General features: G+C 68.6%; 13 protein-coding genes. 10 read left to right on the plus strand and 3 right to left on the minus strand.

Features of this window, described 5'->3' with window-relative positions; translation table 11 throughout:
• The first annotated feature begins 134 nt into the window (after nt 1-134).
• Genes ACIBI9_RS34785 through ACIBI9_RS34800 form a run of 4 tightly spaced genes read left to right on the plus strand, consistent with a single transcriptional unit; the run spans nt 135 to nt 3919 of the window.
• Complete coding sequence (locus tag ACIBI9_RS34785) at nt 135-1259, plus strand: spermidine/putrescine ABC transporter substrate-binding protein (protein ID WP_397228366.1); 1125 nt, start codon at nt 135-137, stop codon at nt 1257-1259.
• 3 nt (nt 1260-1262) lie between these two features.
• Nucleotides 1263-2111 carry an ABC transporter permease gene (locus ACIBI9_RS34790; RefSeq protein ID WP_397228368.1) on the plus strand — a complete coding sequence of 283 codons (849 nt, stop codon included), beginning with the start codon at nt 1263-1265 and terminating at the stop codon, nt 2109-2111.
• Entirely contained in the window at nt 2104-2883 is a 780-nt protein-coding gene (locus ACIBI9_RS34795; protein ID WP_397228370.1) for an ABC transporter permease, read from the plus strand. Before ACIBI9_RS34790 ends, ACIBI9_RS34795 begins: the two co-directional genes overlap by 8 nt.
• Entirely contained in the window at nt 2870-3919 is a 1050-nt protein-coding gene (locus ACIBI9_RS34800) for an ABC transporter ATP-binding protein (protein WP_397228372.1), read from the plus strand. The genes ACIBI9_RS34795 and ACIBI9_RS34800 overlap by 14 nt, the downstream gene beginning before the upstream one ends.
• Before the next feature lie 2 nt (nt 3920-3921).
• Here the strand turns inward: ACIBI9_RS34800 and ACIBI9_RS34805 are convergent, their stop codons facing one another.
• Nucleotides 3922-4527, minus strand: coding sequence for a TetR/AcrR family transcriptional regulator (locus ACIBI9_RS34805; protein WP_394495783.1), 606 nt, complete (start codon nt 4525-4527; stop codon nt 3922-3924).
• A gap of 146 nt (nt 4528-4673) precedes the next feature.
• Here ACIBI9_RS34805 and ACIBI9_RS34810 point away from each other — a divergent pair, with 146 nt between their 5' ends.
• From ACIBI9_RS34810 to ACIBI9_RS34835, 6 genes are all read left to right on the plus strand, one after another.
• Nucleotides 4674-5927 (plus strand): nucleotide disphospho-sugar-binding domain-containing protein, encoded by a 1254-nt coding sequence (locus ACIBI9_RS34810; RefSeq protein WP_397228374.1) that lies wholly within the window; start codon nt 4674-4676, stop codon nt 5925-5927.
• A 14-nt stretch (nt 5928-5941) separates the two neighbouring features.
• Nucleotides 5942-7339, plus strand: a complete 1398-nt coding sequence (locus ACIBI9_RS34815; RefSeq protein ID WP_397228376.1) for an aminobutyraldehyde dehydrogenase — start codon at nt 5942-5944, stop codon at nt 7337-7339.
• A 252-nt stretch (nt 7340-7591) separates the two neighbouring features.
• Nucleotides 7592-10834, plus strand: a complete 3243-nt coding sequence (locus ACIBI9_RS34820) for a nitrate- and nitrite sensing domain-containing protein (RefSeq protein WP_397228378.1) — start codon at nt 7592-7594, stop codon at nt 10832-10834.
• A 5-nt stretch (nt 10835-10839) separates the two neighbouring features.
• The gene (locus tag ACIBI9_RS34825) at nt 10840-11253 is read left to right on the plus strand and encodes a roadblock/LC7 domain-containing protein (protein ID WP_201760494.1); all 414 of its coding nucleotides are present in this window, start codon (nt 10840-10842) and stop codon (nt 11251-11253) included.
• Between the two features lie 20 nt (nt 11254-11273).
• Nucleotides 11274-11678, plus strand: a complete 405-nt coding sequence (locus ACIBI9_RS34830; protein WP_225964010.1) for a DUF742 domain-containing protein — start codon at nt 11274-11276, stop codon at nt 11676-11678.
• Nucleotides 11659-12237 carry a GTP-binding protein gene (locus ACIBI9_RS34835; protein WP_397228380.1) on the plus strand — a complete coding sequence of 193 codons (579 nt, stop codon included), beginning with the start codon at nt 11659-11661 and terminating at the stop codon, nt 12235-12237. Before ACIBI9_RS34830 ends, ACIBI9_RS34835 begins: the two co-directional genes overlap by 20 nt.
• Before the next feature lie 393 nt (nt 12238-12630).
• Here ACIBI9_RS34835 and ACIBI9_RS34840 read toward each other — a convergent pair whose 3' ends face one another.
• The gene (locus ACIBI9_RS34840) at nt 12631-13773 is read right to left on the minus strand and encodes a methyltransferase domain-containing protein (RefSeq protein ID WP_397228382.1); all 1143 of its coding nucleotides are present in this window, start codon (nt 13771-13773) and stop codon (nt 12631-12633) included.
• A complete protein-coding gene (locus tag ACIBI9_RS34845) occupies nt 13770-13904 on the minus strand; it encodes a hypothetical protein (RefSeq protein WP_364250823.1) in 135 nt (44 codons plus the stop codon). The genes ACIBI9_RS34840 and ACIBI9_RS34845 overlap by 4 nt, the downstream gene beginning before the upstream one ends.
• Between the last annotated feature and the right edge of the window lie 320 nt (nt 13905-14224).

Below are 14224 nucleotides of genomic sequence, written 5' to 3' on the forward strand. Positions count from 1 at the left end.
AACTTCCTGGTAGCAATGTCATCAAAAGTCTTGCTCATGTTGATTTACCCTGCAACACTCCTGCTCTGGTCTGCTGTGTCCGGTAAGGTCGCGCGACCCCTCAAACTGCACAAATTTCAGAAGGAGTAGCGGCCGTGCCCCGTATCCGGTTCACCCGTCGTCTCCCGGCTGCCATCACGGCGGCCGGCCTCGCGCTCGCCGTCGCGGCGTGCGGCGGTGAGTCGTCGACCAGCTCAGAAGGCACGGCCCCGGCGGCGGCCGACCAGCTCAAGCCGAACGCGGACCTGTCGCAGCAGTCGCTCCAGATCACCGTGTGGGCCGACTACACGCCCAAGGAGCTGCCCGAGAAGGTCAAGGCGAAGCTCAAGGTCAAGGACGTCAAGGTCGCCCTGCACGACACCAACGAAGTCGCGATGACCAAGCTCACCGCCCCCGGTGACAGCGGCATCGACGTGGCGTTCGTGTCGGGCCAGTACGCCCAGGCGCTCAACGCGGCGGGCCTGCTGGAGCCGATCCACCCCGAGCTGATCCCCAACCTGGCCAACCTCTACCCGGAGGCCACGCAGCTCTCCTACGACAAGGGCAACAAGTACTCGGTGCCCTACACCTGGGGCACGACCGGCATCTGCTACCGCTCCGACCTGGTGAAGTCCGAGCCGACGAGTTGGAACGATCTGCTCAAGCCCCCGGCCTGGGCCGACAAGAAGGTCACCATGATGACCACCGAGCGCTGGCTCGCGCTGCCCGCACTCAAGGCGCTCGGCTACTCGGTCAACACCGACAAGGACGACGAGATCGCGAAGGTCAAGGACCTCCTCGTCGCGCAGAAGCCCCACCTGCTCACCTACGACGACACCACGTTCGGCGACAAGCTGAAGTCCGGCGAGGCCGTCATGGTGGAGGCGTGGGACGGCTGGTGCCCGACCACGGACCCGAAGAACAACATCAAGTTCGTGGTGCCGAAGGAGGGCAGCGACCTCTGGGTGGACACCATGGTGATCATGAAGTCCTCCAAGAACAAGGAGGCCGCGCACGCCCTGATCAACTACATCCTCGACCCCGAGATCCACAGCTGGGCCGCCGAGAACATCAACTACAAGGTCCCGAACAAGGCGGCCATGGACCGGGTGCAGGTGCCCAAGGGCTCGCTGCTCGGCATCAAGCCCGCCGAGCTGCTCAACGGTGAGTCGATCATCGACCTGGGCCAGGCGTCGACCAAGTACACGCGCCTGTCGACCGAAATCACGGCACAGCAGTAAACAGTGAAGTCTGAGGTCAAGGCCCGGTCGGCGTCCAAGGGACGCCGGCTGGGCGCGTTCGTTTTCCTGTCACCCGGTGTGACCTATCTGATCGTGCTGCTGCTGGTGCCGCTCGTGCTGGTGCTCAGCAACACGGTGTTCCAGCGCGGCCGCTTCGGCGGCATCGTCTACGAGTTCACCACCGAGAACTTCGAGCGCCTGGTCGATCCGCTCTACCTCGGCGTGGTGGTCACCTCGCTGAAGATCGCGACCCTGACGACGCTGATCGCGCTGCTGATCGGCTATCCCACGGCCTACCTGATCGCCCAGCTGCCGCCGAAGTGGAAGACGATCGCGCTGGTCGCCATCGTGCTGCCGTTCTGGACGAACTTCATCATCCGCGTGTACGCCTGGATCATCCTGCTGAGCGGCCCCGGCGTGATCAACTCGCTGCTGGGCACGGACCTGGAGCTGCTCTACAAGCAGGGCACGATCGTCACCGGGCTGCTCTACTCGTACCTGCCGCTCATGGTGCTGCCGCTCTACTCCGCCATCGAGCGGCTCGACCCGCAGCTGCGGGAGGCCTCGGCCAACCTGGGGGCCTCGGCGTTCACCACCTTCAGGAAGGTCACGCTGCCGCTGACGGTCCCGGGCGTGATGACCGGGTGCCTGTTCGTGTTCGTGCCGAGCTTCGGCAACTTCGTCATCCCCGAGATACTCGGCGGCAGCAAGTCGATCATGGTGGGCAACCTGATCCGCGACCAGTTCCTGAAGGCGCGCGACTGGCCGTTCGGCTCGACGCTCGCGCTGGCGCTCATCGCGGTGCTGATCGTGCTGCTCCTCGTGCAGGCCAGGGTGGCGCGCCGTGCGTAGGTCAAAGCTGCTGTACATCCCGTTCTGGGCCACGTACGTCTTCCTCTACCTGCCGATCGTCGTGCTCGTCGTCATGTCGTTCAACTCCGGCAAGTCGGCGTACACGTACGAGGGCTTCAGCTTCAAGTGGTACGGCGAGCTGGTCAACGACGAGCGGGTCAGGGACGGCCTGGTCAACACGCTGATCGTGGCCACCGGCTCCACGGTGATCGCCACCGTGCTCGGCACGCTGCTGGCCGTCGGGCTGGCCCGGCACACCAGGTCCAAGACGCTGGACGCCATCGCGCTCATGCCGGCGGTGCTGCCCGACCTGGTGCTCGCGATCGGCCTGCTGCTGTTCTACGGCCTGATCCAGCTCACGCTCGGCCTGTACTCGGTGATCCTCGCCCACGGCCTGTTCGCGATGGCGTTCGTGGCCGCGGTGGTGCGCACCAGGCTGACGAACTCCGACACCTCGCTGGAGGAGGCCTCGCGGGATCTGGGCGCGGGGCCGGTCACGACGTTCATGAAGATCACGCTTCCGCAGCTGACACCGGGCATCGTCGCCGGCGCGCTGCTGGCGTTCACGCTGTCGCTGGACGAGTTCGTGATCGCCTTCTTCACGATCGGCAACAGCGACCAGACGCTGCCGATCGTCATCTATTCGATGATCCGGTTCGGGGTCACCCCGAAGATCAACGCGCTGGCCGCGATCCTGCTCCTCGTGAGCTTCACGGCGGTGATCGCCGGGCAGCGCATGACGAAGATCGGGGAGAGACGTGCTCAGGATTGACGGGATCACCCGCAGGTTCGGGGAGGTCACGGCGCTCGACGAGGTGTCGCTGGAGATCGGCCAGGGGGAGTTCTTCGCCCTGCTCGGCCCTTCGGGCTGCGGCAAGACCACGTTGCTGCGCATCATCGCCGGGTTCGAGACGCCCGACCGGGGCACGGTGACGCTGGACGGCGAGAACCTGCTGTCCAAGCAGCCGAACCGGCGGCCGATCAGCCTCATGTTCCAGTCGTACGCGCTGTTCCCCCACATGACCGTGGCCAAGAACGTGGCCTACGGCCTGGAACGCGAGCGGGTGCCCCGCCAGGAGGTGAAGCAGCGCGTCGGCGAGGTGCTGGAGACCGTCGGGCTGTCGGCGCACGCGGACCGCAAGCCCGCCCAGCTCTCCGGCGGCCAGCGGCAGCGCGTCGCGCTGGCGCGTTCCATCGTCAAGCGGCCCCGCCTGCTGCTGCTCGACGAGCCGCTGTCGGCCCTGGACAAGAAGGTCCGCGCCGACATGCAGCTGGAGCTCAAGCGGCTGCAGCACGAGGTGGGCATCACGTTCGTGGTGGTCACGCACGACCAGGAGGAGGCCATGTCGCTGGCCGACCGCATCGCGGTCTTCGACAGCGGCAAGGTGCGGCAGGTGGACGAGCCGATCGCGCTCTACGAGCGGCCCCGCACGCCGTTCGTGGCCGACTTCGTCGGCGCCAACAACCTCTTCCACGGCACGGCCGGCGGCCTCGACGGCATCAAGACCGACGACTTCGGCATGCTGGCCGGCGCCCCGCTCGAAGAGATCGAGGCGGGCGCCAAGGCGCTGCTGGCGATCCGGCCGGAGAAGGTCGAGCTGGCCGACGAGAGTGCCACCCGCGGCCTCAAGGGCAGCGTCCTGGACGTCAGCTTCTACGGAGGCGTGTCGCACATCTCCGTGGAGGTGCCGGGCCACGCCAAGCCGGTGCTGGTCGCCGTGCAGGGCGCGAGCACGGTGAAGGCGGGCGCGAAGGTCAAGGTGCGCTGGAAGGCCGAGGACGCGGTCATCATGGCGGTCGACCGGTGAGCTCAGTGGGCCAGGTCGTTGCCCGTGGCAGCGCGGGCGTACGAGAGGATCAGCTCGGCCGCCTCGGCCGGGCCGATCACCGGGTGCCTGGCCGTGATGCGGTAGCCGTACGCGTCCTCCAGCGCCACCAGGTTGCGGGCGATCGTCAGCGAGTCGGCGCTCAGCCTGAACACCCCCAACGCGGCGCCGGTGTCCAGGACCGCCTGGTACATCGAGACCTGGCGGTCGTAGAGGGAGGTGAGCAGCACGCCGTAGACCCGGTTGCGGCCCGCGGCCCCGCCCAGCTCGTTGAGCAGGCGGACATCGGGGTCGAGCGACCCGGTCGGCAGCCCCGACTTGATCGTGAGGACCAGCTTCTCGACCGGATTGGTGAGGGTGGCGAGCTGCCGCACGCGCTGCTCGTAGAAGCGCTCCATGCCCGCGTGCTGCGCCTCGACCAGCAGTTCGCTGAGGTCGGGGTAGTGGTAGAGCACCGCGCCGGAGGTCAGACCGGCCTCCTCGGCGACGTGCGAGAGCTGTACGCCGTCGATGCCGTGACGGATGATGGCCCTGCGCGCGGCCTCGATCAAGTCGATGCGCCGGTCACTACGGCTCTTACGCTGAGCCACCCCCACCGCCTTCACTCGTTTGGCTGCTGTTCAGTTAGCCGTGACCATAGTGCCCGTTACTTGACCTTCACGCTAGATGAGTTCTTGAATTCCTCTTCAAATTGATGAGTTTCCCCGGAGTCTCGATGTCTCTCACCATCCTGTTCATGCCTGAAAGCGCCTACGGGCCCACCAACAACTCGATCGGCATCGGCGACATCCTCCGCCGCCGCGGCCACCGCGTCGTCTTCGCCGCGGAGGCGTCGTGGAAGGGCAAGCTCGAAGCGCTCGGCTTCGAGGAGGACCTCGTCGACCTCGCTCCGCCGGCCGAGGACGCGGAGGAGGAGCAGGACCCGGGGCAGTTCTGGAAGGACTTCATCCGCGAGACCGCCCCCGAGTACCGCAAGAGCACCCTGGAGCAGCTCGACACCGTCACCAAGCCGATCTGGGACTCGCTGATCGACGGCGTGAAGTACTGCGAGCCGCAGCTCAAGGCGATCATCGAGCGCGTGAACCCCGACGTGATCGTCGAGGACAACGTGATCACGTTCCCGGCGCTGCTCACCGCGGGCAAGAAGTTCGTCCGCATCGTCTCCTGCAACCCGCTCGAGGTGCGCGGCGAGAACATCGCGCCGGTCTTCTCCGGCCTGCCGGCCGACGACCGCTCGGAGTGGGAGGCCTTCCGCGCCGAGTACGACCGCACCCACCGCGAGGTCTGGACCGCCTTCAACGAGTGGTGCGTCGAGCAGGGCACCGAGCCGCTGCCGGAGCTCGACTTCATCCACGAGGGCGACCTGAACCTCTACGTCTACCCCGAGATCCTCGACTACGCCGACGCCCGCCCGCTGGGCGACTCCTGGCACCGGCTCGACTCCTCGGTCCGGGAGACGGATGACGCGTTCACGCTGCCCTTCGAGAGAAATGCGGGCTCGCTGGTCTACTTCTCGCTCGGCTCGCTGGGCTCCTCCGACGTGGAGCTGATGCAGCGCGTCATCGACGTGCTGGCCACCACGCCGCACCAGTACATCGTCTCCAAGGGCCCGCTGCACGAGGAGATCAAGCTCGCCGACAACATGTGGGGCGCGGAGTTCCTCCCGCAGACCAAGATCATCCCACTGTGTGACCTGGTCATCACCCACGGCGGCAACAACACGACCACCGAGGCGCTGCACTTCGGCAAGCCGATGATCCTGCTGCCGCTCTTCTGGGACCAGTACGACAACGCACAGCGGGTCGACGAGCTGGGCTATGGTGTCAGGCTCTCCACCTACACCTTCACCGACGACGAACTGAAGGGGGCGGTCGAGCGGCTGCTCGGGGACACCGAGCTGCGCGCCCGGCTCGCCGCCGCGGGCGAGGAGATCAGGCGTCGCGACGGCCTGCGCAAGGCCGCCGACCTGATCGAGCAGCTCGGCCAGTGAGGACATGACTTTCCATGCGTGAACTGATCAACCCCGCCACCGGGCTCCCGTGCGCCGAGATTCCTGACACGCCGGTGGAGGGCGTGGCGGCGGCCGTCGACCGGGCCCGCGCGGCCTTCGAGGAGTGGTCGCAGACCACCCCGGCCGACCGCGCGCGGCTGCTGCTGCGGGTGGCCGACCTGGTGGAGGCCGACGCCGAGGAGCTGACCAGGCTCGAGGTGGAGGAGACGGGCAAGCCCGCGGCGGTGTTCAGGGACGGCGAGCTGCCGTTCGCCGCCGACAACCTGCGCTTCTTCGCCGGGGCCGCCCGTTCCCTCGAAGGCTCGGGCGCCGGTGTCTTCAGCCCCGGCTACACCTCCGTCCTGCTGCGCCGTCCCGTCGGGGTGGTGGGGTCGATCGCGCCGTGGAACTTCCCGTTCGTCATGGCCGTCTGGAAGGTCGGCCCGGCGGTGGCCGCGGGCAACGCCGTGGTGATCAAGCCGGCCCCCCAGACCCCGCGTACGACGTTGCGGCTGGCCGAGCTGTTCGCCAAGGCGGGCGCGCCCGACGGGCTCGTCCAGGCGGTCACCGGGGACGCCGAGGTGGGCCAGGCGCTGGTCACCCACCCGGGCGTGGACATGGTCAGCGTCACCGGCTCCACGGAGACGGGCCGGTCGGTCATGACCGGGGCCGCGGCCACGCTCAAGCGGGTGCACCTCGAGCTCGGCGGCAAGGCGCCCGCGCTGGTCTTCGAGGACGCCGACCTCGCGGAGATGGCCCACGGGGTGGCGATGGGGGCGACGTACAACACGGGGCAGGACTGCACGGCCGCCACGCGCGTCTACGTCGCCCGCGAGGTGTACGCGGACGCGATCGAGGCACTGCGGGCAACTCTTGCCAGAATTACCGTCGGTGACCCCTGGGACCCGGCCACGGACATCGGCCCGCTGATCTCGGCCGCGCACCGGGACCGCGTGCACGGGTTCGTCTCCAGGGCCGGCGGGCGCGTGCTCCACGGAGGCGCCCCGATCGAGGGTCCCGGCTTCTTCTACCCGCCCACGCTCGTGACCGACGTCGCCCAGGACAGCGAGATCGTCCAGGGAGAGCTTTTCGGACCCGTGCTCGTGGCGCTACCGTTCGACGGCGAGGACGAGGCGGTCAAACTGGCCAATGACACGCGGTACGGTCTGGCCTCGTCGGTGTGGTCGCGTGACGTCTCCAGGGCCATGCGCGTGTCACACCGGCTCGATGTGGGCGTGACCTGGGTGAACGACCACCTGCCCATCGCCAGCGAGGCGCCGCACGGCGGGGTGAAGGGCAGCGGGTTCGGCAAGGACATGAGCCAGGAGGCGGTACAGGAGTATTCGGTGACGCGGCACCTGATGGTGAAGCACGCGGCACCCGCTGAGCGGGATTCGTTCCGGCCCGCCTGAAGACGTGTACGGCGATATGTTGCCCAAAGTGACCCTTTGGGCACGTGTGATGGGATATGTTCGGTTGGCCGATCTGGTACGGGTTGTGTTCCAATTACCCAGCCGGAACGAATCCCATGCGCCACACGCGTGTCTGATTTCTTTCGAGCACGTACCGGCGAGAGGTTGCGAGAGTCAGTGAGGACGAAAGACCCCAGGCACACGAGGTCAGGGGAGTACACAGGCGGACGTTTCCGGCTGGGGAACTGGCGTGTGCGCTCGAGGCTGGTCGCGCTGATCCTCATCCCCACGGTGGTGGGTGTGCTGCTCGCCGGCGTGCAGCTGGCCAACGCCATCGGCACCAGCGCCGAGTACCGCCGGCTCACCCAGGTCGCCGAGCTGGTGCAGCGCGTCGGAGCGCTCAACCACGAGCTCGGCAAAGAGCGCACGCTCACCGCGTGGTACGTCTCCGACCGCAGCAGAGGCCAGCGCCTCGTGCAGCTCAAGACGCAGCGGCAGGCGACGGACACGGCCAAGAAGCAGGTGCTGAGCGCGGCCAACGCCATCGACGCCTCACACTCCGCGCGTGTCATCGAGGGCGTCGCAAACATGCGCCGGTGGCTCGACGGTCTCGACAGCCTCCGCGAGTCGATGGTCTCGAACGTGCCGCCGCGTGCCGCCATCAGCACGTACACCACGATGATCGGCATCTTCTCCGCGATCGAGGCCGACCTGGGCGACGGCGTCAACGACGACACCCTCCAGGGTGACGTGGCCGCGCTCGGCTCGCTGCAGCGGGTCAAGGAGGAGATCTCGCGCCAGCAGATCATCCTCATCGTGGCGCTCGTCCAGCGGAAGCTGGACAACGACGACCTGTCGGACTTCCTGGGCTCCTGGAACAGGCAGCAGGCCGAGCTGGCCGCCTTCGAGCAGGAGGCGGACGCCAAGGACCTGGAGGCGTACCAGAAGGGCGTCAAGGGCCTGCAGATCGACCTCGCCGACGCCATGCGCCAGCGCGCGCTCGCCCAGATGCGCGAGTACAACGAGATCCGGGACCTCGACGTCACGACCCGCCGCGACCTCGGCAACTGGTACGAGTCGACCACGCTGTCCGGCAACGCCATGCGCAAGGTCGAGGACGGCCTGGCCACCAGGATCGTGGCCAGGACCCGGGAGCTGAGCGACACCGAGCAGCGCAACGCGATCATCTCCGGTGCGGTGATCCTGGTCCTGCTGCTCCTCGTCCTGGTCTTCACCACCCGCGTGGCCGGTTCGCTGGTCCGCCCGCTGCGCCGGCTGCGTGCCGAGGCGCTCCAGGTCGCCACGACCCGGCTGCCCGAGACCGTCCGCGTGCTGCGCGAGTCCGGCGAGGGCGCGCAGGTGCCCGAGACGCCCTCGGTCGGCATCAACACCCGCGACGAGATCGGTGAGGTCGCCCAGGCCTTCGACGAGGTCCACCGCGAGGCGATCCGGCTGGCCGGCGACGAGGCCAAACTGCGGGCGAACGTCAACGCCATGTTCGTCAACCTCTCCCGCCGCAGCCAGACGCTGGTCGAGCGGCAGCTGCAGCTCATCGAGGGCCTGGAGCAGGGCGAGGAGGACGAGCAGCGGCTCGCGAACCTGTTCCGGCTCGACCACCTGGCCACCCGCATGCGCCGCAACAGCGAGAACCTCCTGGTCCTCGCCGGCCAGGAGGCCGCGCGCAAGTGGAGCGAGCCGGTGCCCCTGGTCGACATCGCCCGCGCCTCGCTGTCCGAGGTCGAGAACTACGAGCGGGTCCAGATCCAGATCCCGTCCGGCACGCTGATCGTCGGCCCGGCCGTCACCGACGCCGTCCACCTGCTCGCCGAGCTGATCGAGAACGCGATCTCGTTCTCCCCCCGCGAGAGCAAGGTCCAGGTCACCAGCACCCCCGCCGAGGGCGGCGTGCTCGTGTCGATCAACGACCTGGGCATCGGGATGAACCAGGAGGAGCTCTCCGAGGCCAACTGGCGCCTGGCGAACCCGCCCGTCGTGGACGTGTCGGTGTCGCGGCGCATGGGCCTGTTCGTGGTCGGCCGCCTGGCCCTGCGCCACGGCATCCGCGTGCAGCTCAGCCCCCGGGAGACGGGCGGCCTGAGCGCTCTGGTCTTCATGCCGGACATGCTGATCAGCAACGGCCTGGGCGTCCCGCAGCAGGGCGGGCAGTACGAGGCGTTCACGGACTTCGACCCGAGCATGTTCGCGGAGCCGTCGCGGAACGGGTCCGGCTCCTACGCGGCGGGTCCCTCCGGCGACGGTCCCGAGCACGTGGTGGACACGCAGTGGCCGGGGTCGCTGCCGGTGCCGGGGAGCGGCAACTGGGCTCCCTTCGGCGGTGACCAGCAGGCGCCGTTCAACGACCAGCCCGCGCCGTTCAACGAGCAGCCCGCCGCGTTCAACGACCGGCCCGCCGGGGACCGCCCGTTCGGCGAGCAGCCGTTCGGGGATCAGCCGTTCGGCGAGCAGCCTTTTGGCGAGCGGCAGTCGCCCTTCACCGAGCAGCCGCAGAGCTCGCAGAACGGCGACCAGCCGCGCTGGCCGTCGTTCGCCGAGGAGCCCCCTCCTTCCGCGCAGCAGCCGTTCGGGGAGCAGCGCTGGCCGTCGTTCGCCGAGGAGACGCCGCCTCCCGCGCCGCAGTCCCAGTCGTTCGCGGAGAACCGGTGGCCGTCCTTCGCGGAGCAGCCGCCGCCCCTGCAGGAGGAGGAGCCGCGCTGGCCGTCGTTCGCGACCGAGCCGCCCAAGCAGCCGCAGGAGGAGCCGCGGTGGTCGTCGTTCGCCGACCCGACGCCGCGCAGGTCGCTGTTCGAGTCCGAGGATCGTCCGCAGCCGCAGTTCGGGGAGTCGTACCGCTCGCCGTTCGCGGATGAGGTCAAGTCCGCCGACCAGTTCCAGCAGAACGGGCACTCCAACTACGACAGGTTCGGGCCCGGCGACTACTCCTCGCAGGACATGACCGGCCCGCTCCCCGTGGTGCGCAACTCGCCGATGGAGGAGCAGGGCGACGAGTTCCTGCCGATCTTCTCGTCGGTCGGGTCCGACTGGTTCCGGCGGCCGGAGCCCGAGGTGCTGCAGCCGCACAGCGAGCCCGCTCCCTACGAGGCCGAGCCGGAGATCACGGCCGTGCACCCGGCCGTGCCCGCCGACCCGGCCCCGGCCCCGGCCGCTCCCGCGCAGTCCCCGTCGGGGTTGCCGCGGCGCACGCCCGGCGCATCGGGGGCGGGCGCGACGTGGTCCTCGCCCGCGGACTCCGGCTTCCAGGCCGCGCAGGCCGCCGCGCAGCCCGCGCAGGGCGGCATGACGTCCTCGGGCCTGCCCCGTCGCGTGCCCAAGGCCAACCTGGTGCCCGGTACGGCCAGCCTCGCCGAGCCCCAGGCTTCGTCGCCGGCACCGCAGATCTCACCCGAGCGGCTGCGCAGCCGGCTCTCCAGCTTCCAGCAGGGCGTCCGCCAGGGCCGAGCGTTCACCCGGGGCGAAGAGAATGAGGAGGACAAATGAGAGAAATGAGCCAGGGAGCGCGCGGCATCAGCTGGTTGATCACGGATTTCGTGAACAACGTGCCGGGCGTCGCCCACACGGTCGTGGTGTCGTCCGACGGTTTGCCGCTGGCCTTCTCCGAGGGTTTTCCCAAGGACCGGGCCGACCAGCTCGCCGCGGTGGCGTCCGGCGTGATCAGCCTGACCCAGGGCGCCGCGCGGGTCTTCGAGGGCGGTATGGTGACCCAGACCGTTATCGAGATGCAGCGTGGGCTCTTGATGATCATGTCCATCAGTGATGGGTCCTGTTTGGCGGTCCTGGCGGCTCCCGACTGTGACATGGGCCTGGTGGCATACCAGATGACCCTGCTGGTCGAGCGGGCGGGCCAGGTGCTGACGCCGGCCGTACGCGCCGAGCTGCAAGCGGCCCGCCCCCGCTAGCGGGGCGGTGACAGGAGATCATGGTGTCAGGTCAGGGTTGGGCTGGTGATAGCACTCCGCCGCATCCGGCGGCTCCCCGTCCGCAGAAGCAGAGCTCCCTGGTACGGCCCTATGCCGTGACCGGGGGGCGTACCGCTCCGCGGATGAAGTTCGCCATGGAGGCATTGGTGTCCTCCGTGACGTCGGAATACCAAGACATTTCCCTACTTAGTCCGGAGTATCAGGCGATTATTCAACTGACCCGGAACGTCCGGTCGGTTGCCGAGATCTCCGCCCTTTTACGCCAGCCCCTTGGCGTGGTCCGGGTGCTGATCGCCGACATGGCGTCCGAGGGCCTGATCCGCGTGCACCAGCCTGCGCTGGACGCCGGAAAGCCGGACCTCAACTTGCTCGAAAGGGTGCTCAGTGGACTTCGCAGGCTCTAGCCCCGGCCTAACCTCGACGAAGATCGTCGTGGCCGGGGGCTTCGGCGTGGGGAAGACGACGTTCGTGGGTGCGGTCTCGGAGATCTTGCCGCTCACCACCGAAGCGGTCATGACGGACGCCTCCGCGCACGTGGACGACGTCTCCCTCACACCGAACAAGACCACCACGACCGTGGCCATGGACTTCGGCCGGGTCTCGCTCGACCGCGACCTTATCCTTTACCTGTTCGGCACGCCCGGACAGCACCGCTTCTGGTTCATGTGGGACGACCTGGTACGCGGCGCCATCGGCGCGGTCGTCCTCGTGGACACGCGGCGCCTGGCGGACAGCTTCCCCGCGATCGACTATTTCGAAGAAGCGAAGCTGCCGTTCGTGATCGGCATCAACGGCTGGGACGGGCAGTTCGGGCACGCGGAGGACGAGATCCGCGAGGCCCTGTCGATCGGCGGCCACATCCCGATCGTGCGCCTGGACGCCAGGCAGCGGGAGTCGGTGAAATCCACCTTGATCACCCTGGTGGAACACGCCCTGACCCGCCACATGCACACCCCGGTGTAGGCGGACCGCGGCTCACCCCGGAGTAGGTGGGCCGGGTCCACCCACCCGTTGCCCATCTGGATGGTGGGCCGCCTGACGCCCGCCCCGCACAATGGCCTTCGCAATGGGGCGCTTCGCGCCGAAGGGCTCAGACGTTTCCTGTCTGGGCGCCTTCGGCGCACCCCACGCCTTCGGCGACTGGTCGGCCCCACCCCTTGACCTACGAGGCGGTGGGCCGACTTCTGCCCACCCTGCCTGCTGGATCAGGCAAGCTTCGTTGGGCGGTCGCGGCTGGTAGCCCTGCCGAACCCGGTTGACGGCCGGCGGCGGGTTCCGCGACGACGGCGCGTTCGCCCGGGGCAGGATCTCCCTGGTTGAGGGCCTGGCGCCTGGCCAGAGGCGCTCTCTGCGCGATCAGGCTCCGGCGCGGCCCAGCGTACGCTCCGGCGTGTCCAGCCAGATCCGTTGCCCCTCCTGCGTGATGGTCATGCCGAACCGCTCCCGGCCCGGCTCGCCCCAGGACACCCACTGGGCGTAGGCGTCGGTGATCTCATCCCACAGGGACCGATCGCCGAGCTGGTATGCGAGGTGATCGCCGTCCGGGTCGTGAACCGCCGCCGCCCAGTGGGTCGGCTCGACAGGGTCGACGACGTACAGCACGAAGCGGTCTCCCTCGTCGACCTCGCGGATGTGCAGGCCGGTGAGAGCCGACATGGCCAGCCCCGCCCCGGCCGGCGCGTGCGCGATCGTGCGCGGGTCGACCTGGGTTGTGGACCGTCGGCCGCTGCCGTCGTCGTCGGAGACAGGGGATCCGTCCTGCGAGCGCATCATCATGTACGACGTGTAGCCGGGGAACCGGCCGGCGGCGACCCCGTCCGGCATGACCACGAGCCGTACGGAGAAGTCGACGTCGAAGCCAGGCGAGAACGGCGCCACGATCACGCCGCCCGGCCGGGTCTGCTCGACCCACGCGTACGGCACCGTGTGGACGGCGCAGGTGACGTGAACCCGGTCGTACGGTGCTCCCTCGGCCCACCCGTCCGCCCCGTCTCCGACGATCAGGTGCGGGTGCACGCCGGCCGCGGCCAGCGTCTTTCCCGCTTGCTCGGCGACGGCCTGGTCGACCTCGATCGAGGTCACAATGCCGTGCTCGCCGACCAGGTGGGACAGCAGCGCGGCGGTCCAGCCCGTCCCCGTGCCGATCTCCAGCACCCGATCGCCCGGCTCCGGATCGAGCAGGGTGAGCAGATCGACGACGGTCCCCGGGGCGGAGTTGGAGGAGGTGTAGCGCCCGTCCACCTCGCGGAGGTCGGTTGCGCCGGCGTCGAGCTGCGTCACGATGGCGTCCGGTCCGTACACCGTGGCCCACCAGGTGTCCGGGTCGGCGTCCTGGTCGATGAGGCGGGGGCCGCCCCCGGTGAGAACGACCCCGGCAGGGGGCACGAACCGATGCCGGGGCACGGCCCGCAGCGCCTTGTCGATGGCGCCGCTGACCGGGCGGCGCTCGCTGATGGCGTCGATGAGGCCATCAAGACGGGCGCCCAGGTCGAGGGTCACTTGCCGTCCTTCTTGTCCCCGTCACCGCTGCCGCGCTTGCCCTCGCTGCCGTCTCCGTCGTTCTGGCTCTTCTTCTCCTTCGGGGGAGTGAACGGCTTCAGGCTGGGCTCCTCGCCCTTGTGCTTTCCCATGCCGGCCTCCTTCGTCTAGACGAGTTGCTCACCGTGATCGTATGACTACAGTCCGGAATGGGTAAGGTAAATGCCAGTTCCAGCCTTCGCCGATAGGCGACTGTCACCCCCGCTGTAACGCGCCCAGGCTTGGCATAGGTGAGCCTCGCCCCCAGCCGAGAACCGGAAGCGGGGCCGTCGTCGGCTGATCTCGCCTATCAGCCCTTCGCCGGCTGATCGGGTCGTCGGCGCAGCCGGCGTAGCACTGGCTGCATTCGGCCGGCAGCAGCCGGAGTCCGGCTGCCACTGGCACTTCGGCCTACCTCATGGCCTGCATGGTG

The sequence above is a fragment of the Nonomuraea sp. NPDC050451 genome, assembly GCF_044458585.1.

Bases quoted from the DNA above. Each gene is read 5' to 3' on its own strand.
- ACIBI9_RS34810 (WP_397228374.1), top strand. From the start codon at position 4,674: ATGCCTGAAAGCGCCTACGGGCCCACCAACAACTCGATCGGCATCGGC.
- ACIBI9_RS34815 (WP_397228376.1), top strand. From the start codon at position 5,942: ATGCGTGAACTGATCAACCCCGCCACCGGGCTCCCGTGCGCCGAGATT.
- ACIBI9_RS34825 (WP_201760494.1), top strand. From the start codon at position 10,840: ATGAGCCAGGGAGCGCGCGGCATCAGCTGGTTGATCACGGATTTCGTG.
- ACIBI9_RS34830 (WP_225964010.1), top strand. From the start codon at position 11,274: ATGGTGTCAGGTCAGGGTTGGGCTGGTGATAGCACTCCGCCGCATCCG.
- ACIBI9_RS34845 (WP_364250823.1), bottom strand. From the start codon at position 13,904: ATGGGAAAGCACAAGGGCGAGGAGCCCAGCCTGAAGCCGTTCACTCCC.